19 protein-coding genes are annotated in these 21,337 nt (G+C 60.1%); 14 read left to right on the forward strand and 5 right to left on the reverse strand.

Going from position 1 to position 21,337, the window contains the following annotated elements; translation table 11 throughout:
* Positions 1–77 precede the first annotated feature (77 nt).
* The 11 genes from ACUN0G_RS30165 (at position 78) to ACUN0G_RS30215 (ending at position 14,262) form a co-directional block, all read left to right on the forward strand.
* Positions 78–983, forward strand: a complete 906-nt coding sequence (locus tag ACUN0G_RS30165; RefSeq protein WP_063029835.1) for an AraC family transcriptional regulator — start codon at positions 78–80, stop codon at positions 981–983.
* A 297-nt stretch (positions 984–1,280) separates the two neighbouring features.
* A complete protein-coding gene (locus ACUN0G_RS30170) occupies positions 1,281–2,591 on the forward strand; it encodes an ABC transporter substrate-binding protein (RefSeq protein WP_258345490.1) in 1,311 nt (436 codons plus the stop codon).
* 136 nt (positions 2,592–2,727) lie between these two features.
* Complete coding sequence (locus tag ACUN0G_RS30175) at positions 2,728–3,654, forward strand: carbohydrate ABC transporter permease (RefSeq protein WP_017475596.1); 927 nt, start codon at positions 2,728–2,730, stop codon at positions 3,652–3,654.
* 10 nt (positions 3,655–3,664) lie between these two features.
* Positions 3,665–4,495 (forward strand): carbohydrate ABC transporter permease, encoded by an 831-nt coding sequence (locus tag ACUN0G_RS30180; protein ID WP_003215312.1) that lies wholly within the window; start codon positions 3,665–3,667, stop codon positions 4,493–4,495.
* 37 nt (positions 4,496–4,532) lie between these two features.
* Positions 4,533–5,636: an ABC transporter ATP-binding protein gene (locus ACUN0G_RS30185; protein ID WP_258345484.1), complete on the forward strand. Its 1,104-nt coding sequence runs from the start codon at positions 4,533–4,535 to the stop codon at positions 5,634–5,636.
* Positions 5,637–5,654: 18 nt separating this feature from the next.
* The gene (locus ACUN0G_RS30190; protein WP_445575158.1) at positions 5,655–7,136 is read left to right on the forward strand and encodes a mannitol dehydrogenase family protein; all 1,482 of its coding nucleotides are present in this window, start codon (positions 5,655–5,657) and stop codon (positions 7,134–7,136) included.
* Between the two features lie 146 nt (positions 7,137–7,282).
* Positions 7,283–8,764 (forward strand): xylulokinase, encoded by a 1,482-nt coding sequence (gene xylB / locus ACUN0G_RS30195; RefSeq protein WP_445575159.1) that lies wholly within the window; start codon positions 7,283–7,285, stop codon positions 8,762–8,764.
* A gap of 12 nt (positions 8,765–8,776) precedes the next feature.
* Positions 8,777–9,715: a carbohydrate kinase family protein gene (locus ACUN0G_RS30200; protein WP_445575160.1), complete on the forward strand. Its 939-nt coding sequence runs from the start codon at positions 8,777–8,779 to the stop codon at positions 9,713–9,715.
* Between the two features lie 183 nt (positions 9,716–9,898).
* Positions 9,899–11,179 carry a hypothetical protein gene (locus ACUN0G_RS30205; RefSeq protein WP_445575161.1) on the forward strand — a complete coding sequence of 427 codons (1,281 nt, stop codon included), beginning with the start codon at positions 9,899–9,901 and terminating at the stop codon, positions 11,177–11,179.
* A gap of 11 nt (positions 11,180–11,190) precedes the next feature.
* Complete coding sequence (locus ACUN0G_RS30210; RefSeq protein WP_445575162.1) at positions 11,191–11,490, forward strand: hypothetical protein; 300 nt, start codon at positions 11,191–11,193, stop codon at positions 11,488–11,490.
* Positions 11,491–11,595: 105 nt separating this feature from the next.
* Positions 11,596–14,262, forward strand: coding sequence for an autotransporter family protein (locus ACUN0G_RS30215; RefSeq protein WP_445575163.1), 2,667 nt, complete (start codon positions 11,596–11,598; stop codon positions 14,260–14,262).
* A gap of 2 nt (positions 14,263–14,264) precedes the next feature.
* Here the strand turns inward: ACUN0G_RS30215 and aqpZ are convergent, their stop codons facing one another.
* Positions 14,265–14,957 (reverse strand): aquaporin Z, encoded by a 693-nt coding sequence (aqpZ, locus tag ACUN0G_RS30220; RefSeq protein WP_445575164.1) that lies wholly within the window; start codon positions 14,955–14,957, stop codon positions 14,265–14,267.
* A gap of 279 nt (positions 14,958–15,236) precedes the next feature.
* Between aqpZ and ACUN0G_RS30225 the strand changes: the two genes are divergently transcribed.
* Entirely contained in the window at positions 15,237–15,497 is a 261-nt protein-coding gene (locus ACUN0G_RS30225) for a DUF2790 domain-containing protein (RefSeq protein WP_445575165.1), read from the forward strand.
* Between the two features lie 90 nt (positions 15,498–15,587).
* Here the strand turns inward: ACUN0G_RS30225 and ACUN0G_RS30230 are convergent, their stop codons facing one another.
* Together ACUN0G_RS30230 and ilvA are read right to left on the reverse strand one after the other, a co-directional pair.
* Positions 15,588–15,863 carry a DUF1652 domain-containing protein gene (locus ACUN0G_RS30230; protein ID WP_063029815.1) on the reverse strand — a complete coding sequence of 92 codons (276 nt, stop codon included), beginning with the start codon at positions 15,861–15,863 and terminating at the stop codon, positions 15,588–15,590.
* A gap of 506 nt (positions 15,864–16,369) precedes the next feature.
* On the reverse strand, positions 16,370–17,389 hold the full coding sequence (ilvA, locus tag ACUN0G_RS30235) for a threonine ammonia-lyase, biosynthetic (protein WP_445575166.1): 1,020 nt from the start codon (positions 17,387–17,389) through the stop codon (positions 16,370–16,372).
* A 258-nt stretch (positions 17,390–17,647) separates the two neighbouring features.
* Between ilvA and ACUN0G_RS30240 the strand changes: the two genes are divergently transcribed.
* Together ACUN0G_RS30240 and map are read left to right on the forward strand one after the other, a co-directional pair.
* Positions 17,648–17,851 carry a ParD-like family protein gene (locus tag ACUN0G_RS30240; RefSeq protein WP_017475587.1) on the forward strand — a complete coding sequence of 68 codons (204 nt, stop codon included), beginning with the start codon at positions 17,648–17,650 and terminating at the stop codon, positions 17,849–17,851.
* A complete protein-coding gene (gene map / locus ACUN0G_RS30245; protein ID WP_307518886.1) occupies positions 17,848–18,603 on the forward strand; it encodes a type I methionyl aminopeptidase in 756 nt (251 codons plus the stop codon). Before ACUN0G_RS30240 ends, map begins: the two co-directional genes overlap by 4 nt.
* Positions 18,604–18,738: 135 nt before the next feature.
* On the opposite strand, the gene ACUN0G_RS30250 is transcribed toward map, so the two are convergent.
* Positions 18,739–19,680 carry a magnesium transporter CorA family protein gene (locus tag ACUN0G_RS30250; RefSeq protein ID WP_258345459.1) on the reverse strand — a complete coding sequence of 314 codons (942 nt, stop codon included), beginning with the start codon at positions 19,678–19,680 and terminating at the stop codon, positions 18,739–18,741.
* A 6-nt stretch (positions 19,681–19,686) separates the two neighbouring features.
* Positions 19,687–21,273: a RimK family protein gene (locus ACUN0G_RS30255; RefSeq protein WP_218173306.1), complete on the reverse strand. Its 1,587-nt coding sequence runs from the start codon at positions 21,271–21,273 to the stop codon at positions 19,687–19,689.
* Positions 21,274–21,337 lie beyond the last annotated feature (64 nt).

Genomic DNA, 21,337 nt, shown 5'->3' on the forward strand with positions numbered 1-21,337 from the left:
GTTCAACACAGACGCTGGCGAGGTGGCGCGCAAGGGGGCATTATCCTTTTGCGCCCCCACAATAAAGCGACTGCAGCATGACCCGAGCAGCGAGAATCACCGACCCTTCCTACGAGCTGATGGACGATCACAACGGTCTGTCCATCATCTATCGCCAACACGGCTTCCCGTGCCCGTTGGTGCGCTGGCATTTTCACAAGGAATACGAGCTGCACCTGATCGTTGCCAGCTCCGGCAAGGTGTTTATCGGCGACTACATCGGCAACTTCTACCCGGAAAGCCTGTTCCTCACCGGCCCCAACCTGCCCCACAACTGGATCAGCCAGGTGGCCGAGGACGAAGTGGTGCCCAAGCGCGACATGCTGGTGAACTTCACCGACGAGCTGTTCGACGGCGGCAGCCATATCTTTGCAGAACTCAAGACCCTGGCGCCGCTGCTGGAACGGGCGCAATACGGCATCGAATTTCGTTGCAAGAAGACCATCGCCCAAGCCATGACCCTGATGCAGCGCATCGAAGACGCCCAGGGCATGGCGCGTCTGGGGCATTTCTTCATCCTGATGGAGGTGCTCAGTGCCTGCGAGGATTACCAACTGCTCTCCGGCGTGACCACCCCGCAACTGGCAGACGAACACAGCATCGACCGCACCAACCGCGCGGTGGACTACATATTTGCCCACTACGCGCGGGAGTTGTCCCTGGAAGAGGTGGCCGAATACCTGGGAATGAAGCCCACCTACTTCTCCCGCGTATTCAAACAAGCCACCGGGCGCACCTTCATCGAGTTCGTCAATCGTCTGCGTATCAGCAAGTCCTGCGAGCTGCTGGCCGATGGTGACAAGGCCGTGACCGATGTGTGCTTTGAGTCGGGCTTCAACAATATTTCCAACTTCAACCGCCGGTTCCAGCAGCTCAAGGGCATGACACCGTCCCACTACCGGCGTTTGGCCGTGCAGCGCCTGACCGAGCAAAACCTCGCTTAATCATTTCAACGCCCCCCTGTAGGAGCGAGCTGGCTCGCGAAAGTATTCCAGGCGCATCGCTTCGGTGGATGTACCTTTTTCGCGAGCAAGCTCGCTCCTACAGTAACGGTGTCCGCAGTAAATCGTTTCAGCGCTTTTGCGGTGCAGTGCAAAAAAGTATCAGTAAAAGTGCTCCCAAGGATTTGTCAGCACGCCAATTGAAGGCTGTAATCAACGCACACTCTTCCAGCCGTCGTGGAAGACACAACAACAATAACTGTCCTTCTGTAGCCCCTGGGCGCAGAAATGGAGTGCGCGATGAAGTTCACAGCTAAAGCTCTGCTTGCCTGTACCTGCATGACCCTCAGCGCCGTCAGTCTTGGCGCGCAAACCCTGACCATTGCCACCGTCAACAACAGCGACATGATCCGCATGCAGAAGCTCTCGAAAACCTTCGAGACCGAGCATCCGGAGATCAAGCTGAACTGGGTGGTACTCGAAGAAAACGTCCTGCGCCAACGCCTCACTACCGACATCGCCACCCAGGGCGGACAGTTCGACGTGTTGACCATCGGCATGTACGAAGCAGCACTCTGGGGCGCCAAAGGCTGGCTGGAACCGATGAAGGACCTGCCTGCTTCCTACGACCTGGATGATGTTTTCCCGTCGGTGCGTGACGGCCTTTCCGTCAAGGGCTCGCTGTACGCCCTGCCGTTCTACGCCGAAAGCTCCATCACCTATTACCGCACCGACCTGTTCAAGGATGCCGGGCTGACCATGCCTGAGCACCCCACCTGGACGCAGATCGGCGAGTTCGCCGAGAAGCTCACCAACAAGGACAAGGAACAGTACGGCCTGTGCCTGCGGGGCAAAGCCGGTTGGGGCGAGAACATGGCGCTGATCACCACCCTGGCCAACGGCTACGGTGCACGCTGGTTCGATGAGAAGTGGCAGCCGGAATTCAACGGGCCCGAGTGGAAAGACGCGCTGAACTTCTACGTCGACAACATGAAGAAATCCGGCCCGCCGGGCGCCTCCAGCAACGGTTTCAACGAAAACCTGGCGCTGTTCAACAGCGGCAAGTGCGCGATCTGGGTCGACGCCAGCGTCGCCGGCTCGTTCGTGACCGACAAGACCCAAAGCAAAGTGGCTGACCACGTCGGCTTCACCTTTGCACCCCACGAGAAGACCGACAAAGGGACTTCGTGGCTGTACTCCTGGTCCCTGGGGATTCCAACCAGCTCCAAAGCCAAGGACGCCGCCAAGGTCTTCACCACCTGGGCCACTTCCAAGGAATACAGCCAGTTGGTCGCCAAGACCGACGGGATTGCCAATGTACCGCCAGGTACCCGCACGTCGACCTACAGCGACGAATACATGAAGGCCGCGCCGTTCGCCAAGGTGACGCTGGAATCGCTGAAAGTTGCGAACCCGAAAGACCCGTCGGCCAAGCCGGTGCCGTATGTGGGCATCCAGTTGGTAACCATTCCTGAGTTCCAGGCGATTGGTACCCAGGTCGGCAAGTTCTTCTCCAGCGCACTGACCGGTGGCTCCACTGCCGAAAAAGCCCTGGCGGATGCACAGACCTTCACCGAACGCGAAATGAAGCGGGCCGGTTATCCCAAGTAACCCCCAACACCTGTAGGAGCGAGCTTGCTCGCGAAAAAGGTACATCCACCGCAGCGATGCGCCTGGAATACTTTCGCGAGCAAGCCTCGCTCCTACAGGGGCTTTGCGTACCTGTCTCTAATCGGTCCTGATCACCATGAATACCACCACTGCCCAAGTGCAAACCGCTTCGCCGGACAAGCCGCGTAAAAGCCGCTTGATCAACCCCGGCTGGTTCCTCGTCAGCCCCTCGGTGGCCTTGTTGCTGCTGTGGATGATCGTGCCGCTGGGCATGACCCTGTACTTCTCGCTGATTCGCTACAACCTGCTCTACCCCGGCGAAAACCAGTTCGTGGGGCTGGAGAACTTCACCTACTTCATCACCGACTCGGGCTTCTTGCCCGGCGCCACCAACACCCTGTTGCTGGTGGGCAGCGTCTTGCTGATCAGCGTGGTGTTTGGCGTACTGATCAGCGCCCTGCTGGAAGCCAGCGAGTTCTTCGGTCGCGGCCTGGTGCGGGTGTTGCTGATTTCACCGTTCTTCATCATGCCCACCGTCGGTGCGCTGATCTGGAAGAACCTGATTTTCCATCCGGTGTCGGGGATTCTCGCCTACGTGTGGAAGCTGTTCGGCGCCCAGCCGGTGGACTGGCTGGCCCATTACCCGTTGCTGTCGATCATTATCATTGTGTCCTGGCAGTGGCTGCCCTTCGCGATCCTGCTGCTGATGACCGCCATGCAGTCCCTCGACCAGGAACAGAAGGAAGCCGCCCGCCTCGACGGTGCCGGCGCCATCGCGATTTTCTGGCACCTGACCCTGCCGCACCTGGCGCGCCCGATTGCCGTGGTGGTGATGATCGAAACCATCTTCCTGCTCTCGGTGTTCGCCGAAATCTTCACCACCACCAACGGCGGCCCCGGCTACGCCTCGACCAACCTCGCCTACCTGATCTACAACCAGGCGCTGGTGCAGTTCGACGTGGGCATGGCCTCGGCCGGCGGCTTGATTGCCGTGGTCATTGCCAATATCGCGGCGATCATCCTGGTGCGGATGATCGGCAAAAACCTGACTGACAAGCCTTGAGGGCCGCGCCATGACGCTTCAACAATCCCGCCGCCTGCAAAGCGTGCTGCTCGGCACCCTGGCCTGGGCCATCGCGATCCTGATTTTCTTCCCGATCTTCTGGATGGTGCTGACCAGCTTCAAGACCGAAATCGACGCGTTCGCCACGCCGCCGCAGTTCATCTTCACACCGACGCTGGAGAACTACCTGCACATCAACGAGCGCAGCAACTACTTCAGCTACGCCTGGAACTCGGTGCTGATCTCCTTCAGTGCCACCGCGTTGTGCCTGCTGATCTCGGTACCGGCCGCCTACTCCATGGCGTTCTACGAGACCAAACGCACCAAGGGCACGTTGCTGTGGATGCTCTCCACCAAGATGCTGCCACCGGTGGGCGTGCTGATGCCGATCTACCTGCTGGCCAAGAGCTTCGGCCTGCTGGACACGCGCATCGCGCTGATCATCATCTACACCCTGATCAACCTGCCAATCGTGGTCTGGATGGTTTACACCTACTTCAAGGACATCCCCAAGGACATCCTCGAAGCCGCCCGCCTGGACGGCGCCACCCTGTGGCAGGAAATGGTCCGGGTGCTGCTGCCAATCGCCAAGGGCGGCCTGGCTTCCACGGTGTTGCTGTCGCTGATCCTGTGCTGGAACGAGGCGTTCTGGTCGCTGAACCTGACCTCGTCCAATGCCGCGCCATTGACCGCGTTGATCGCCTCCTACTCCAGCCCCGAAGGTTTGTTCTGGGCCAAATTGTCTGCCGTGTCGACCCTGGCCTGTGCGCCGATCCTGATCTTTGGCTGGATCAGCCAGAAACAGCTGGTCCGCGGTTTGTCCTTCGGCGCCGTGAAGTAACGGCTCCTTCAAAAATATTCAGAAGCGGAGGCCCATCATGGCCAACCTGAAAATCAAGAATCTGCAAAAAGGCTTCGAAGGTTTCTCCATCATCAAGGGCATCGACCTTGAAGTGAACGACAAGGAATTCGTGGTGTTCGTCGGCCCGTCGGGGTGCGGCAAATCCACTTTGCTGCGCTTGATTGCGGGCCTGGAAGAAGTCACCGAAGGCACCATCGAACTGGATGGCCGCGACATCACCGAAGTCACCCCGGCCAAGCGCGACCTGGCGATGGTGTTCCAGACCTACGCCCTTTACCCGCACATGAGCGTGCGCAAGAACATGTCGTTTGCCCTGGACCTGGCCGGCGTCGACAAGAAGATTGTTGAGAGCAAGGTCAACGAAGCAGCACGTATCCTGGAGCTGGGCCCTTTGCTGGAGCGCAAGCCGAAGCAGTTGTCCGGCGGCCAGCGCCAGCGTGTCGCCATCGGCCGTGCAATTGTGCGTAACCCGAAGATCTTCCTGTTCGACGAACCCCTGTCCAACCTCGATGCCGCCCTGCGGGTGCAGATGCGCCTGGAGCTGTCGCGCCTGCATAAAGAACTGCAAGCCACCATGATCTACGTGACCCACGACCAGGTCGAAGCCATGACCCTGGCCGACAAGGTGGTGGTACTGAACAGCGGCCGCGTAGAACAGGTGGGCTCGCCGCTGGAGCTGTATCACCAGCCGGCCAACCTGTTTGTCGCAGGCTTTTTGGGCACGCCGAAAATGGGTTTCCTCAAAGGCAAGGTCAGCCGCGTGGATGCCCAGAGCTGCGACGTCGAACTGGACGCTGGCGGCCGCATCAGCCTGCCCCTGAGCAGCGCCACCTTGAGCGTTGGCAGCGCGGTGACCCTGGGCATTCGTCCGGAACACCTGGAAATCGCCACCCCTGGCCAGGCCACCCTGACCGTTACCGCCGACGTCGGTGAGCGCCTGGGCAGCGACACTTTCTGCCACGTTATCACCGCCAGCAAGGAGCCGTTGACCCTGCGGATCCGTGGCGACATGGCCAGCCAGTATGGCGAAACCCTGCAGCTGTACCTGGACCCGACCCAATGCCATCTGTTCGACGCTGACGGTGTTGCCGTGGCCCGTCCACTGCGCGCCGCCGCCTGATTTCGCGAGAATTTCCCGATGAAACTGAACAAGCAAAACCTCACGCAACTGGCGCCTGAAGTGCAACTGCCAGCCTATGCGATTGCCAATACCAGCCAGGGCATCGCGCACATTGGCGTCGGCGGCTTCCACCGTGCGCACCAGGCGTATTACACCGACGCCTTGATGAATACCGGCGTGGGCCTGGACTGGAGCATCTGCGGTGTGGGCCTGCGCGCCGAAGACCGCAAGGCCCGGGACGACCTGGCCGGCCAGGACTACCTGTTTACCCTGTATGAACTGGGCGACACCGACGACACCGAAGTGCGTGTGATCGGCTCCATCAGCGACATGCTGCTGGCCGAAGACGGTGCCCAGGCGCTGATCGACAAGCTGGCCAGCCCACAGATTCGGATTGTCTCGCTGACCATCACCGAAGGCGGCTACTGCATCGACGACAGCAACGGCGAGTTCATGGCCCACCTGCCGCAGATCCAGCACGACTTGGCCAACCCGGGCTCACCAAAAACCGTGTTTGGTTTTATCTGCGCTGCCTTGACCCAGCGCCGGGCGGCCGGGGTTCCGGCGTTTACCGTGATGTCCTGCGATAACCTGCCCCACAACGGCGCCGTGACCCGCAAGGCGTTGCTGGCCTTCGCCGCGTTGCATGACGCTGACCTGCACGAGTGGATCAAGGCCAACGTCAGCTTCCCGAATGCCATGGTCGACCGCATCACGCCGATGACCAGCACTGCGCACCGCCTGCAACTGCATGACGAGCACGGCATTGACGACGCCTGGCCGGTGGTCTGCGAACCGTTTGTGCAGTGGGTACTGGAGGACAAGTTCGTCAACGGCCGCCCAGCTTGGGAAACCGTAGGCGTGCAGTTCACCGACGACGTGACGCCGTATGAAGAGATGAAGATCGGCCTGCTCAACGGCAGCCACCTGGCGCTGACATACCTTGGTTTCCTGAAGGGCTACCGCTTCGTCCACGAAACCATGAACGACCCGCTGTTCGTGGCCTATATGCGCGCCTACATGGACCTGGACGTCACGCCCAACCTGGCACCGGTGCCCGGTATCGACCTGACCGACTACAAGCAGACCCTGGTGGATCGCTTTTCCAACCAGGCGATTGCCGACCAGTTGGAGCGCGTGTGCTCCGACGGTTCGTCGAAGTTTCCCAAGTTCACCGTACCCACCATCAATCGCCTGATTGCCGATGGCCGCGAGACCGAGCGTGCCGCACTGGTGGTGGCCGCGTGGGCGCTGTACTTGAAAGGCGTGGATGAAAATGGGGTGATCTACCGCATTCCGGATCCCCGGGCCGAGTTTTGCCAGGGGCTGGTGACGGAAGACGCGTTGATCAGCAAACGGCTGCTGGGGGTGGAAGAGATTTTTGGTACGGCTATTCCCAACTCGCCCGAGTTTGTGGCAGCGTTTGAGCGGTGTTTCGAAAGCCTGCAGGATGTGGGTGTGAGCAAAACGCTGGAGCGGCTGCTCGCCAATCTCAACTGACGGAACCGAATCAAAAATGTGGGAGCGGGCTTGCTCGCGAAAGCGGTGATCAGTCAATATTTGCGTTAACTGACACACCGTATTCGCGAGCAAGCCCGCTCTCACATTGACCGAGTTCTCCATAACAATAGGCTGAGCGACCTACCATGACCCAGCAAAACCTCTACCTCGGCATCGACTGCGGCACCCAGGGCACCAAGGCCATCGTGCTGGACGCCAGCAGCGGCAAAGTCCTGGGCCTGGGCGCCGCCAGCCATACGCTGATCAGCGGCGCCAATGGCCGCCGCGAACAACACACCCAGGAGTGGCTCGACGCCTTTACCGAAGCCACTCAGCGCGCCTTGCAACAGGCCGGGGTGGACGGCCAGGACATCCTCGCCATCGGCGTTTCCGGCCAGCAACACGGCCTGGTATTGCTCGACGACCAGGGTCAGGTACTGCGCCCCGCCAAGCTGTGGTGCGACACCGAAACCGCGCCGGAAAACGATCGCCTGCTGCAACACCTGGGCGGTGAAAGCGGCTCCCTGGAACGCCTCGGTGTAGCCATCGCGCCGGGTTACACCGTGTCCAAACTGCTGTGGACCCGCGAGCAACACCCGGAGGTGTTCGCGCGCATCGCGCACATCCTGCTGCCCCACGACTACCTCAACTATTGGCTCACCGGCCGTGCCTGCGCCGAATACGGCGATGCCTCCGGCACCGGTTATTTCAACGTGCGCACCCGTGAATGGGACCTGGCACTGTTGCGCCACATCGATCCCGACGGGCGCCTGGAAGCGGCACTGCCCGAGTTGATCGAGGCCAGCCAGCCAGTGGGCACCCTCCTGCCCGCCATCGCCGAACGCCTGGGCATCAACCCGAATGCGCAAGTCTCCAGCGGCGGCGGCGACAACATGATGGGTGCCATCGGCACCGGCAATATCGCCCCCGGCGTGATCACCATGAGCCTGGGTTCATCCGGCACCGTGTATGCCTTTGCCGATCAGGCCAACGTCAGCCCGCAGGCGTCGGTCGCGACCTTCTGCTCCTCCAGCGGCGGCTGGCTGCCGTTGATCTGCACCATGAACCTGACCAACGCCACCGGGGTCATCCGCGAGCTGTTCGACCTCGATCTCGCTGCCTTCAACGCGTTGGTGGCCGAGGCGCCGATTGGCGCCGACGGCGTGAGCATGCTGCCGTTCCTCAACGGCGAACGGGTGCCCGCCCTGCCCCACGCCACCGGCAGCCTGCACGGCCTGACCATGACCAACCTGACCCGCGCCAACCTGTGCCGCGCCGTGGTCGAAGGCACCACCTTCGGCCTGCGCTACGGCCTCGACCTGTTGCGCCAGACCGGCCTGCAAAGCCAGAGCATCCGGCTGATTGGCGGCGGTTCGAAAAGCCCGGTGTGGCGGCAGATGGTCGCGGATATCATGAACACCGAAGTGATCTGCACCGAACAAAGCGAAGCCGCTGCCCTGGGCGCGGCGATCCAGGCGGCGTGGTGCCAGTCCGGTGAGAGCCTGGCGCAGCTGTGCCAGCGTTGCGTCAGCGTCGACGCGGCCAGCCGCACGCTGCCCCACGCCGACAGCGTCAGCGCCTACCAGCAGGCTTATGAGCGTTATCAACAGCACGTGGCATCCCTTTAAGAGCGAACGAATATGTATTTGGTATGTGGCGAAGCGCTGTTTGATTTTTTCAGCGAGGACGATGCCAGCGGCAGGGCATCCAGGGTCAATTACAAGGCGATTGCCGGCGGCTCGCCGTTCAACGTCGCGGTAGGTTTGCGTCGATTGGGAATCGACGCGGGCTTTTTCGCCGGGATCTCCGACGACTATCTGGGCCGACGCCTGTTGCAGGTGCTCAAGGACGAAGGCGTGGGCGAGGATTACCTCGTGGAGTTCGCTGCGCCGACCACCCTGGCAATGGTCGCCGTGGGCGCCAACGGTTCACCGCAATACAGCTTTCGCGGTGAAGGCTGCGCCGACCGTCAGTTGCAACTTGAGCATCTGCCCGTGTTGGGTGACGAAGTGCGTGGCGTGCACATCGGCTCGTTCTCACTGGTGGTGCAGCCGATTGCCGACACCCTGCTGGCCCTGGTGCGCCGGGAAACTGGCAAGCGCCTGATCAGCCTCGACCCCAACGTACGCCTGAACCCCGAGCCGAACATCGAGCTGTGGCGCGCCCGCGTGGCCGAGTTGGTCAAGCATGCCGACCTGATCAAGGTCAGTGACGAAGACCTGCACCTGCTCTACCCCGGCCAGGCTCCGGAAAGCATTCTGCAAGGCTGGTTGCAGCACCGTTGCCAACTGGTGTTCCTGACCCGGGGCGGCGACGGCGCGACGGTGTTCAGCCGCCAGCACGGCAGTTGGTCGGCGCCAGCGGCAAAGGTCGTCATGGCGGACACGGTAGGGGCTGGCGATACGTTCCAGGCCGCGTTGATTGCCTGGCTGACCGAGCAGCGACTGGACTCGGTGGAAGGCCTGCAGCAGCTGACCCGCGAGCAGATCAGCAGCATGCTCACCTTCGCCATCCGCGCAGCGGCACTCACCTGCAGCAAGACCGGGCCGGACCTGCCCTACCGCCAGCAATTGAACTAGCCCCGCCTGCCCCCGCGCGCTGCGGGGGCAACTCATTTACTCCTTTCTCCTTTCCTCCACAACCTGTCAACTTTGACAGTTGTCGGTCGTGGTTTTCGGGTCAAGACTCCGGTTACGCCTCGTGCGCAAGGAAGTAGCGCTAACGCCAAGGTGTCAAAACCCTCTGCCAAGGAAGGAATCCACATGACCGATCTTATCAAGACCATTCTATGTCCCATCGCCCTGGTTTCGGGCGCTCTGATCTCGGGCGCCAGCCAGGCCGCGACCTACACGCAAATCCCGACGGTGCCTGACGGTGTCAACTGTATGCCGCTAGGGATCAACGATTCCGGGCGGGCAGTGGGTAACTGCACCAAAATCGGCAACGGTGCCAACTTGATTCCCTGGGTTGCCAACGCGGGTTCTGCTCAGGTCGCACTGCCTTCACTCGTGGCGGGTCAAGGCTGTAAAGCCAACACCATCTCTAACGCCAACTGGATCATGGGCTTCTGTAACCGAGCCGACAGTGTCGCCACCGGTGTCGTCTGGAAAGGTGATGTACCAGCCAACCCGCCAATTGTGCTCAATCCATTACCAGCGACCATTCTGCCCCTGCCTATTCGCGCAGCGGATGTCCGAACCGTCCCTACGGCGATGAACGAACGGGGTGGAGTGGTTGGATGGAGCATCAGCGAAAATGACCGGGCGACATCGGTACTATGGGCGGCCGGTAGCGGCACACCGCAGTTTATTTTTCCCGCAGGCTTACTGGCGCAGCGTTACGAAGATGAATGTAGCCCGGTTGATGTGAATCTGACACTTGTGAACGGCTACCCCAGTGTCGCGCTTAACTGTCCGGGGCCCGGCGGCGAAGTTATTCCTCGAGTCGCGACGCGCGGAACAACAGGGTATGTGATGACCGACCTGGCCTTTCCGACAGGTGCTGATTACTGCGTCATCTCCGGCATTAACGATCGCCTTAATGTCGCGGGGCAGTGTTTCTATCCCAACTCAGATATCAACGTCACCAAAGCAGCCTCATGGACGACCCCTGCCAGTGCGCCCCAGGTTCTCAACACTTCAGTCGGGACCGCCAGTAGCACAATCAATATCAATAACAACGGATTTATCCTGATTAGTCGCTCCGACGGTACCGGTAACGTCAGCAACGCCGTTTGGTTTCCCACCCCAACGCCTATCCAAGTTCCGGTTGATGTCATGCCACCAGCCAATATGACGTGGCCGGAGGCTATGTCTATTCGCGCCAACTCCACTTCAACGGTGGTTGCGTTAAGTCTGATCAATGGCTCGCAACACAGAGTCGGTTGTACGTGGACCAATGCCGCAGGTGTCGTCTGCATTCCAGCGATTAATGGCGGCCTGGCAAGCAACATAACGGCCATGTCGCCGAATGCTGGTTATGTAGTGGGCGTCGTCAAGGACGGCACACAAACTGCAATAGCTGTTCAAGCGACATTGCCTTGATGGAGCGCCTCATGAAAAATTCAATTCGTGGTTGTTTGTTGGTTTTGCTATTGATAAATATCACCGCATACGGTGCGGGCAGAGGTGGGCGCGGGGCAACACCTCTTCAGGATCAGCTGAAAGGTTGGTCATTATTCGAAACCGTAACAACTAAATTGTTTGGCGGCAAAGAAGAAGCCGTCGTGAATGTTGACTATCACGTGAAGGAACAAGGTGCCAGCGCGTGTGGCGCAGGCAACAAAAACTACGTTAGTACCGTTTACGACAAAAACGGCAACGTCATCACTTTGGGCCATTGGGTCACCTGTTAGCGCAACAACTAGTCGCAACGCCCGCCGGAAAACCGCGCAGTGTTCCGAAGGCTGGACTAAACACTAAAGCACGTGCAGTTTTTACAATAAAAGCAGGACAGACACATGCACACAAAACGGATTTTTCACCCTCGCGCCGTTTTAGTTGTCGGCATCCTCTCGCTGCAATATTTGACGCCTCATCAAGTTCAAGCCGCTTGCGTGCTCACCCCGGGCCCCGGCAACGACAACTTCACCTGCGACAGCGGCAGCAGCCCCACAGGCCTGACCGACCTTGCCGGCAATAACACCCTGACGCTACCGGCAGGTGGCACCGGCACCATCAACGGTAATATCACCTTCGGCGCCGGCACGGATTTCGTCGACATGAACTCCGGGCGCATCGTGGGCAGCATCACCCAGGGCGACGGTGCCGATCGCTTCCAGATCAGCGCGGGGACCGTGACCGGCGCCGTTTCCCAGGGCAACGGCATCGATGACTTCGTAATGAGCGGCGGGCAGATCCAGTCCCTGGCCCAGGGCGATGGCCGCGACACATTCCTGATGACCGGTGGCACCATCGTCGGTGCCTTTGAGGATGGCGACGTGGCCCGGCAAACCGGTGGCACCATCGGCCGGGTCGACATGAAGCTCGACAACAACATCTATGACCTGTCCGGCGGGTCGATCCTCGGTAATCTGGTGACCGCCTTCGGTACCGATACCATCATCGTCTCCGGCGGCAGCATCGGTGGCAATATCAGCACCAGTGGCGGCAACGACAGCATTACCGTGAGTGGCGGCGTCATCAGTGGCGAGATCCGCGCCAGTGTCGGCAATGACACACTCAACTGGCTCAATGGCGGCCAGATCAAATCCGCCGTGCTGATGGGCGACGGCGACGATACCGCGCTGCTCAGCGGCCTCAATGAAACCCTGCTCAGCAGCACGCCGTCGATTGACGGCGGCCTGGGCAATGACCAACTGACCTTTGACAACACCACTTCCAGCACCGCCGCCCGGTATATCGGGTGGGAAACGGTCAACCTCAACAACAACTCGCGCTTCGACCTGGCCGGCGACTTTTTCCTCGGCGACAGTGCCAGCAATACCGGCACCTTCAACATCGATGGCAGCAGCACCCTGGGCGTGACGCAAGGCAGTATCCGCCCCTACACCGCAGGCGCACTGGCCACCCTGAATAATGCCGGCACCATCGACATGACCAGCCGCAGCAACAGCGCCACCGATACGTTGACGGTGTACGGCAACTACGTCGGCAACAATGGGCAGCTTTGGCTGCAAACCGTGCTGGGCGACGAAAACTCGGCCACCGACAAACTGGTTGTGTCTGACGGGAGCATCAGCGGGCATACACAAATGACCGTGAGCAATCTCGGCGGCCTGGGCGGTCTCACGCAAAACAGCGGGATCGAAGTGGTGCAAGCCCTCAACGGTGCGACCAGCAGCACCGATGCGTTTGCCCTGAAAGGCTCGGTATCCGCCGGGGCTTATGAGTATCTGCTGTTCAAGGGTGGTGTCACCGCCGGCACGGAAAACAACTGGTACTTGCGTTCGTCGGTGGTCGCCGTGCAGCCACCGGTGGTTCCACCTGTCCCGCCGACGCCACCGGTGGTGGTGCCGGTGCCGCCGATCCCGCCAGTGCCGCCCGTGGTAGCACCGGATGAACCGCCCGTGGAGCCACCGACCTCGCAACCCGTCGCACCGGTGGAGCCCCCTGCTCCGCCGCCCAGCCAGGTCGCGGCCGCCACCTCGCCGGAGTCGGCAGCGAGCAATCCGGTGTTGCCTGCTGCCATTGCCGGGGCCGAGCCGATTCCGTTGTATCGCCTGGAGGTCCCGGTGTACTCGGTGGTCGTCCCGGCCGCGCAGTTGATGACGCTGCAAGCCCTGGGCACCTTCCACGACCGCCAGGGCGAACAAAGCCTGCTCAGCGAAACCGGGCCGGTCCCGGCGGGCTGGGGCCGTGCCTATGGCAGTGACTTCAACAAGAGCTGGTCGGGCACGGTATCGCCGAGTTTCGACGGTTCCATCAAGGGCTATCAGGTCGGCCACGACCTCTATGCCTCCGAGACCCGTGGCGGGCAGATCCAGCGTTTCGGCCTGTTTATCGGCCAAAGCCGCCTGCAAGGTGACATCAAGGGCTTTTCAATGGGCTTCCAGGACAACCGCTCCGGGCGGGTCAAGCTGGATGGCGATAACTTCGGCGCCTACTGGACCCTCACCGACCCCAAGGGCTGGTACGTGGACCTGGTGGCCATGGGCACACGCTTCGACGGTGACAGCAAGTCCGAGCGTGACGTGAAGATCGACAACAAGGGCCACGCCCTGGCCCTCTCGGCAGAAGCGGGTTACCCGATTACCGTCTCCGAACATTGGGTAGTGGAACCCCAGGTGCAGGTGATCAACCAGCAGATTGACATGGACCACCAGAACGACGGCATCTCCAAGGTTTCATTCGACTCCCAGGACTACTGGACCGGCCGCCTGGGCGCACGCCTGAAGGGGCGTTACCTGGTGCAGAACACCCCGATTGAGCCCTATGTGCGAGCCAACGCCTGGCGCACCTTCGGTGGCAGTGACACGGTGACCTACGACGACGTGGACCGGATTAAAACCAATCACAAGTCATCCACCGCCGACCTCGGCGTGGGCGTTGTCGCCAGGCTGTCGTCCACCGTCAGCGTGTACCTGGCGGCGGACTACAACACCCAGCTGGACAGCAATACGCTGGAGGGTTTCAGCGGTAACGCGGGGGTACGCGTAAGCTGGTAGGTTCACGCCTCCCTGGGGCAAGTGACCCCGCGCGCGACAATGGCGCCGATCACCGCGCCCACTGTCGGCCCCACCCAGAACAGCCACAATTGCATCACGTATTCCCCCCCGGCAAACAACGCCGGCCCCGTGCTGCGGGCCGGGTTGACCGAGGTATTGGTGACGGGCATGGTCACCAGGTGAATGAGGGTCAGCGCCAGGCCGATCGCGATGGGCGCAAAACCCGCTGCCGAACCAGGCCCGGTGACGCGCATGATGATGAACACAAAAAAGAAGGTCGCTACGGCTTCAACCACCAATGCCGCCAGCAGGCTGTATTGCCCCGGGCTCAACTGACCATAGCCATTGGCGGCGAAAGCGCCGATCTCGAAATCCGGACGACCGCTGGCGATCAGCGCCAGCACGGCGGCAGCGACCATCGCACCGGCTACCTGGGCGATGATGTAGGGCACTACATCGATGCCGGCCACCCGGCGGCCGACCCACAGGCCGATAGTCACCGCCGGGTTGAAGTGCGCCCCAGAAATGCCGCCCACCGCGTAGGCCATGGTCAGCACCGCCAAGCCAGCAGCCAGGGCCACACCGGCAAAGCCAATACCCAACTCCGGGAACGCCGCCGCCAGTATCGCGCTGCCGCAGCCACCGAAGGTCAGCCAGAACGTTCCGAGGAACTCTGCTGCGATTTTCTTTTGCAAACCCGACTCCGCCTTTCACACACGCCATCCGATTGATGGACCCACGAGCGACGGTAGCAAGCGCGTTGTCCGGGCCCGTATCGGAATTTTCCTGATTATGTGCGCGACGTTACGACCACGCTGAAGATGAAGCTTTTGTCAGTAAAACCTCACTTAATCGATGGTTAATCCCCCGGGAAGACAGTTGATTCGACCGCACTCGCACGGCTCCAGCCGTTGCCCAGGGCGGCCGCGGCTCATCACGGTGTTGAGCCTGCGAACGACTTGCGGAGAAACACCATGAAACTGCATACGTTAATGCTCGGTGCTGCACTGGCCCTGACGGCTGTAACGGGGATGGCGCAGGCTGACACCGCACCCGTCGTCACGCCTTATCACTACGGCGAGAAGATGGATGTGCAGAAGGTGCTCGCCATGCACGAAACCGATACCAATGAATGCAAGGTGATCAAGGCCGATATCAAGTTCGTGGACAGTCAAGGGAAAGTCCAGGACGTGGGCTATCGCAAACTGTCGGAAGCCTGTGATTTCCAGAATTGAACCAATGGGCGCTGTGATCACGCAAACGGCATCGGGCCTGGCATTGATCCAGGCCCGCAAGTCTTCACTGATTGAAGCTCAACCGTCCGTTTAATAGAAAGGACGCGCACCGGCTCGTTTGAGGGCCGGGGCATGGGTGTGGGTGTGCTTGAGGTCTTCACGCAACTCGGTAATCAAGTTGCAGATCGCCCGACTGCTGTCGAGCTTGTTCGCGCAAATGCCGGTGACCACCAGGTCGACCCGGTCATGGTCGATCTCGTGATAGACCTTCACCGTCAGCGAGGCGTCTGGCGCCTTGGTGACTTCACAGCGCTTAGGCAGGAAACTTCCTTCAATAATGCCGCGTAATTCCAGATCCGAAAGCATGGCCGACCTCTCCTTTTATGAGATTGCCAATCGATTATTATCAATATTTCGTACTGCTGGCGAACGCGGTGACACGCTCGCCGTTTGCGCCTGACCAGCCCTGGCAGACGGCTTTACTTACCCAGCGTACTAGGCTCGCTTGAAATGCGTTGGATCCTTTCCTCATAAGCGACGACATTACTTATATAAGTTACGTGGCAGACCGCCATCAACCCTCCCGTTTGAGGTATGAACCGTCGTGCTTGTAGCTCATTCAGAGTTGTAACAGGATCTTATAAAGCATTTAACGTGCCGCCATGCGCACTGCCCTGCGCCCCAGGAAAATCGGGGCTTTCTGACAAAATTACGTGCCGTCGGTTCATGCGTCTTGCAATGAGCCTCCCTTGGCATCATGCAAATTGAAAGACCGCTCGCTATAAGTGCCCGCAACAAACTTTTTGACGCCTTAACAGCCAGTATCCAAACGGATGAATGTAACTAAATTAAACAGTCTTTAGGTTAAACGTTTAACCTGTCTGAGCAGCCACTCGTTCAGCAACATGCCGCAAACTATCGAAGTTGATATTGGCCCCAGAGTTGATCGCCACCCACGTTTGCCCCTGGATGCCGGTCTTCGCCACATGCTTGCGGATACCGGCCACCGCCAGGGCACCTGAAGGCTCAGTGATCGAGCGCGTATCGTCGTAGATCAGCTTGATGGCACTGCACAGTTCGTCATTGCTGACGGTGATCACCTCATCTACATGGTGCCGACAGATTTCAAAACCATAGGCGCCGATCTGGGCCACGGCCGTGCCATCGGCAAAGCTGTCGACACTCGGCAACACCACCCGGCTCCCGGCGCGCAAGGCTGCCAGCAAGCAACTGGAGCCTTCGGGCTCGACGCCGATGATGCGCACTTCGGGGCGCAGGTATTTCACGTAGGCCGCGATACCGGCGATCAACCCGCCGCCGCCCACCGGGACGAAGATCGCGTCCAGCGGGCCCTGCTGTTGGCGCAGCACCTCCATCCCCACTGTGCCCTGCCCGGCAATCACGTCCGGGTCGTCGAACGGCGAGACGAACGTGCTGCCGGTGGCCTCGGCCAATTGCAACGCATGGGCCAGGGCGAACGGAAAGCTGGCCCCATGCAACACCGCCTCGCCGCCTCGGGAGCGCACGCCCAACACTTTCAGCTCCGGGGTGCTGCACGGCATGACAATCGTCGCCTTGATCCCCAACTCCCGCGCCGCCAATGCCACGCCCTGGGCATGGTTGCCCGCCGACGCGGTGATGACGGCCCGGGCCTTTTGCTCGGCGCTGAGCTGCACCAACTTGTTGTAGGCGCCACGGATCTTGAAGGAAAAGGTCGGTTGCAAGTCTTCGCGCTTGAGCAGGATCTGATTACCCAGAAGCGCCGAAAGCGCCGGCGCTGCCTGCAATGGCGTGCGCACCGCCAGGTCGTAGACCGGGGCGGCCAGGATCTTCTTCACGTAGTGCTCAAGCAATCCCGAATCTTGGAGCTGGCTCGCCGGGCGGGTACTCATGGATGTCTCCTGGGTGTTTACAAGGCCCTGGAGACGGAAAAACAAAACCCGCCTCTAGGGCGGGTTTGGGTGCAGCCGTGCGCTATCCCGCCAAATGAGGAATGGCGGTAATAATGCTTGGCTGGCAACGAAAGGTTTGAAATGTCATGAATCAAAATTAACCGGCGCCATCGGGCAAGTCAATGGCGAAACGCCAGGCTTTACGGGGAGCATACGAAACGTATACGCTTTGTATATAAACCCTGCACAGTGAAGCTTATGGGCATCGTCAAGATCACCGACCAATTGCACGAACAACTCCGTCTGGCCAGCGCCACCATGGACCGTTCCATCAACGCCCAGGCCGAGTTCTGGATCAAGATCGGCCTGCTCGCCGAGCTCAATCCGCACCTGGCCTATAACGACCTGATCAACAAGCTGTTGCTGGACAAGCCCGACCTGATCCGGGGGCGCGCGCAATGATCAAGACGGCGGAACAACTCGCGGTGATGCGCGAATCCGGCCGCCTGTTGGCCCAGGTGTTTACCATGCTTGACGGCTTTGTCGCCGCCGGCCAGTCGACCCTGGAGATCGACAGCGCCGTCGAAGCTTTCATCCGCAACGACCTGCAATCGCGGCCGGCGAGCCTGGGCCAGTACGACTACCCCTTCTGCATCAACACCTCGATCAACGAGGTGGTGTGCCATGGCATGCCGAGCGCCAAGGCCGTGCTCAAGGATGGCGACATCGTCAATATCGACATCACCCTGGAAAAAGGCGGTTTCATTGCCGACTCCAGCAAGATGTACATGATCGGCAACGTCGCCCCCAAGGCCCGGCGCCTGGTGGAAATGACGTTTGAGGCCATGTGGGCCGGGATCCGCCAGGTCAAACCCGGCGCGCGCCTGGGGGATATCGGCTACGCCATCCAGAGCCATGCCCAGAGCAACGGCTACAGCGTGGTGCGTGAATATTGCGGGCACGGCATCGGCCGCGAGATGCACGAAGAGCCGCAGATCCTGCACTTCGGCCGCCCCGGTACCGGAATGGAACTGCGCGAAGGCATGGTGTTTACCATTGAGCCGATGCTTAACCAGGGCAGCGCCAAGGTGCGCAGCTTGAAGGATGGCTGGACGGTGGTGACGCGGGATAACAGCCTGTCGGCGCAGTGGGAACATACCGTGGCGGTGACGCGGGATGGGTTTGAGGTGTTGACGTTGCAGCCAGACGTCTGAATGGCGCAAATCCCCTGTGGGAGCGGGCTTGCTCGCGAAAGCGGTGTGACAGTCGCCATCTACAGCGACTGATCCATTGCTTTCGCGAGCAAGCCCGCTCCCACATTTAGACCTCAGTGATATTCAGGATTTTGGTCATACTGCCTTGTCGCCACTCCCCGCAATCCGCTTCAACCCCAACACCATCAACCCCGCTCCCAGCCCCATCGCCGCCATGAACAACGGATACGAAATCCACCACGGCGTCCCCGCCGTCATCATGCTGAATTCCGACATCCCGCCCACGCTCGCAATCAGGTTCAGCGGCAGGAACACCACGTTGATCAACGTCAGCTTGCGCAGCAGGTTGTTCATGCTGTTGTTCATCAGGTTGCCCCGGGCATCGATCAGCCCGGAGAACACGTTGGAGTAGATTTCCGCCTGTTTGTAGCACTGGTTGTTCTCGATGATCAGGTCATCGATCAGACCCAATGTTTCGGCGCTGAAATGCTCCTTTTCCCCATGGTTGCGCAGGCGCGTCAGCACCGCGCCGTTGCTGTGCAGGGCGTTGATGTAATAGATCAGGCTTTCGCTGAGGTTGAACATCTGCATCAGGTGGCGGTTGCTCATCGATGCGTTGAACTGCTGCTGCAACTCCCGGGCGACCATCTTGATCACCTTCAGGTGGCCCAGGTAGTGGTGAATGTTGTTGAGCAGCAGGTCCAGCAACACATCCAGCGGCGTACGTAATGGCCGACGTGAACCCAGCCCGGAGAGCTGGCTGTCGTCGGTGGCGATTACCAAGAGTTGGTCCCCGGAAAACAGCAGGCCGCAGGACGACACTTCAAACACCAGGTTGCCGCCGCCGGAATAGTTCTCCGGGCGCTTCCAGATCAGGAACAGGTTATCGGGGTGGAACTCGATGCGGGACACTTCGTCCGGGTCCAGCGCCGAGGCCAGGGCATGTTCGTCGAGCTTGTAGCAGTCGCGCAGGTACTTGCGCTCGTGGGGGTCGGGATTGCTGAACAGCAGGACATCCCCGCCGTCCCCCAGGCTGTTGTACAACTTGCCATCGGTTAATTCAAAGCGCTGGATCATCGCGCGTCACCACACCTGGCCTTGACGCTTCAACTCCAGGCGTCGTACGAATTCTTCCAGTACCAGGGAATACAAGTCGTCTTGCAGGTAGGCATCTTCGATGCCGGCGTCCATGTTGGGGTTGTCGTTGACCTCGATCACCACCACCTTGTCGCCGGATTGCTTGAGGTCGACGCCATACAGGCCGTCGCCGATCAGGTTGGCGGTTTTCACCGCGAGTTCCACCACCGCCTTGGGGGCTTCGTGAACCGCCAGGGTGCGGCACTCGCCGTTGATGTCCTGGCCGATGGCCTTGTGGTTGTAGATCTGCCAATGGCCCTTGGACATGAAGTACTGGCAGGCAAAGATCGGTTTGCGGTTGAGGACACCGATACGCCAGTCGTACTCGGTGTAGAAAAATTCCTGGGCCAGCAGCAACACTGAATGCTCGAACAGTTCGGCAGTGGCCGTCAGCAGCGCTTGCTGGCTTTCGACCTTGATCACGCCGCGGGAGAAACACCCGTCGGGGATCTTCAGCACCAGCGGGAAGCCAAGGCGCTCGCCCACCCGTTCGAAATCTTCGGGTCGCTCCTTGTAGAGAATTTCGGTGGCGGGCATGCCCAGTTGATGGCTTTTCAGCAGGTCGGTCAGGTAGACCTTGTTGGTGCAGCGCAGGATCGACGCCGGGTCATCCATCACCACCAGCCCTTCGCTCTCGGCCTTTTTGGCGAAGCGGTAGGTGTGGTTGTCGACGCTGGTGGTCTCGCGGATCAGCAAGGCGTCGTATTCGGCCAGGCGGGCGTAGTCCTTGCGTTCGATCAGCTCCACATCGATGCCCAGGCCCTTGCCCACCCGGACGAAATTGTCCAGGGCGCGGGCGTTGGACGGCGGCAATTGTTCCTGCGGGTCATGCAGGATCGCCAGGTCGTAGCGGGCCAACCGTCGGGAGCGTGGTTGACGCCAGATCTTGCGGCTGAAGTTGTCCAGCGCATTGGCAAATTGATCTTCCTGGTCATCCCGCAACTTGTGCAATACGCCAGACTTGATGCCTTCGATGTGCCAGCCGTTATTCTTGCGAAACTCAACTAACAGGATTGGACAAGGGAAGGCTTCAAACAACTGACGCGCCAAATCCTGCAAGGGTTCAATATTGGTTCGGCCAAAATAAAGTGTCAGGGTAAAGCCTTCGGTGTTGCTGTAGAGATGGTGACTCAAGGCTTTGTCGAGGGTTTTATCCAGGTCATCCAGGGCCAGGCCGTATAGGGACTTTTTCGTCAGTTCGCTGATGGTGCGCACCGACGGAATCACCTTGTGGCCCCGCGCCTCGGCCAGCAGCGAGCAGTAGTAACCATGCCCCAGGTACTTGTAGCTGCGGCACAGGTTGATCACCTGCACCCGCTTGCCCGTCTCGCTTTCCCGGGTTTGCTCAAGGTATTCCTGGGCGGTGACGATGTCTTCGCTGGGAAAGTACGACGCCCAGTCTTCCTTGCGTTCGACAATAATCACGACTTGACTTGCACTCTTGGGAGGGCTTGAAAAATAACCGCTGGAAGTTATTGTCGCCGCCACTGTTTGCTCGGATACTTCACGCCAATGACCTTGTACCGCTGACATATTGATTGATCCGCTTTAGAGAACTAGACCTTTTCTATTAAGCACGATCTTTTAGAGAAGTCCC

This window comes from Pseudomonas sp. 32A, assembly GCF_052682255.1.

Excerpts from the sequence above, each read along its gene's own strand:
- ACUN0G_RS30165 (WP_063029835.1), top strand. The coding sequence starts at position 78 with ATGACCCGAGCAGCGAGAATCACCGACCCTTCCTACGAGCTGATGGAC.
- ACUN0G_RS30170 (WP_258345490.1), top strand. The coding sequence starts at position 1,281 with ATGAAGTTCACAGCTAAAGCTCTGCTTGCCTGTACCTGCATGACCCTC.
- ACUN0G_RS30175 (WP_017475596.1), top strand. The coding sequence starts at position 2,728 with ATGAATACCACCACTGCCCAAGTGCAAACCGCTTCGCCGGACAAGCCG.
- ACUN0G_RS30180 (WP_003215312.1), top strand. The coding sequence starts at position 3,665 with ATGACGCTTCAACAATCCCGCCGCCTGCAAAGCGTGCTGCTCGGCACC.
- ACUN0G_RS30185 (WP_258345484.1), top strand. The coding sequence starts at position 4,533 with ATGGCCAACCTGAAAATCAAGAATCTGCAAAAAGGCTTCGAAGGTTTC.
- ACUN0G_RS30190 (WP_445575158.1), top strand. The coding sequence starts at position 5,655 with ATGAAACTGAACAAGCAAAACCTCACGCAACTGGCGCCTGAAGTGCAA.
- xylB (WP_445575159.1), top strand. The coding sequence starts at position 7,283 with ATGACCCAGCAAAACCTCTACCTCGGCATCGACTGCGGCACCCAGGGC.
- ACUN0G_RS30200 (WP_445575160.1), top strand. The coding sequence starts at position 8,777 with ATGTATTTGGTATGTGGCGAAGCGCTGTTTGATTTTTTCAGCGAGGAC.
- ACUN0G_RS30205 (WP_445575161.1), top strand. The coding sequence starts at position 9,899 with ATGACCGATCTTATCAAGACCATTCTATGTCCCATCGCCCTGGTTTCG.
- ACUN0G_RS30210 (WP_445575162.1), top strand. The coding sequence starts at position 11,191 with ATGAAAAATTCAATTCGTGGTTGTTTGTTGGTTTTGCTATTGATAAAT.
- ACUN0G_RS30215 (WP_445575163.1), top strand. The coding sequence starts at position 11,596 with ATGCACACAAAACGGATTTTTCACCCTCGCGCCGTTTTAGTTGTCGGC.
- ACUN0G_RS30225 (WP_445575165.1), top strand. The coding sequence starts at position 15,237 with ATGAAACTGCATACGTTAATGCTCGGTGCTGCACTGGCCCTGACGGCT.
- ACUN0G_RS30230 (WP_063029815.1), bottom strand. The coding sequence starts at position 15,863 with ATGCTTTCGGATCTGGAATTACGCGGCATTATTGAAGGAAGTTTCCTG.
- ilvA (WP_445575166.1), bottom strand. The coding sequence starts at position 17,389 with ATGAGTACCCGCCCGGCGAGCCAGCTCCAAGATTCGGGATTGCTTGAG.
- ACUN0G_RS30240 (WP_017475587.1), top strand. The coding sequence starts at position 17,648 with ATGGGCATCGTCAAGATCACCGACCAATTGCACGAACAACTCCGTCTG.
- map (WP_307518886.1), top strand. The coding sequence starts at position 17,848 with ATGATCAAGACGGCGGAACAACTCGCGGTGATGCGCGAATCCGGCCGC.
- ACUN0G_RS30250 (WP_258345459.1), bottom strand. The coding sequence starts at position 19,680 with ATGATCCAGCGCTTTGAATTAACCGATGGCAAGTTGTACAACAGCCTG.
- ACUN0G_RS30255 (WP_218173306.1), bottom strand. The coding sequence starts at position 21,273 with ATGTCAGCGGTACAAGGTCATTGGCGTGAAGTATCCGAGCAAACAGTG.